Genomic DNA, 677 nt, shown 5'->3' with positions numbered 1-677 from the left:
AGTGTGTTATATACTTTCGTGCGTGAGTGTTTCAGAACGGATGGATGAATACTGCACGCAAACCGTATCCGTCTGATGTCAGTGACGAAGAATGGTCTCTGATTATTCCGTATCTTCTTTTGATGAAGGAAGACGCGGAACAACGCCGTCATGATCTGCAGGAAAACAGGCTGAACCGACGACAGCGATCATCGACAGCCGGACACTGCGTTCGACACCGGAGAGTGGATCGCGCGCTGGGTATGATGGCGCGAAAAGAAAGAAGGGATCGAAGCTGCACATGGCGGTCGATACCCTGGGGCATCTTCTGGCTCTGCACGTCACCCCGGCAAACAGGGACGACCGGGCGGAAACCGGTCCACTTGCGGAAGCCCTTCAGCAGGCAACAGATGGTAGCGTTGAACTGGTATGGGCCGATCAGGGCTATACCGGATCAAAACCGGCAAAAGCCGCCAGGGAGCAGGGTATCACCCTCGAAATCATCAGGCTGCCGCAGGCAAAACGGGGTTTTGTTTTGCTGCCCCGTCGCTGGATCGTGGAGAGATCGTTCGCGTGGGCAACACGGTGCAGAAGGCTCGTAAAAGACTACGAGCGCTGTGCTTCAACCCTCGCCTTCGCAGGTCTCATGCTGAAAAACGCAGTCAACCTGCTCACGGAAAGTGCATAACACCCTCTAG

General features: G+C 55.1%; 1 pseudogene. It reads left to right on the top strand.

From position 1 onward, the window contains the following. Window positions 1–44: 44 nt before the first annotated feature. Window positions 45–667 (top strand): annotated as a pseudogene (locus GOB58_RS12870) (IS5 family transposase). Window positions 668–677 lie beyond the last annotated feature (10 nt).

Origin of the sequence: Acetobacter thailandicus (genome assembly GCF_011516655.1) — a bacterium.
Lineage (GTDB): Bacteria > Pseudomonadota > Alphaproteobacteria > Acetobacterales > Acetobacteraceae > Acetobacter > Acetobacter thailandicus.
The sequence above is the reverse complement of the archived record's forward strand: the minus strand, read 5'-3'. Positions and strand labels throughout refer to the sequence as shown.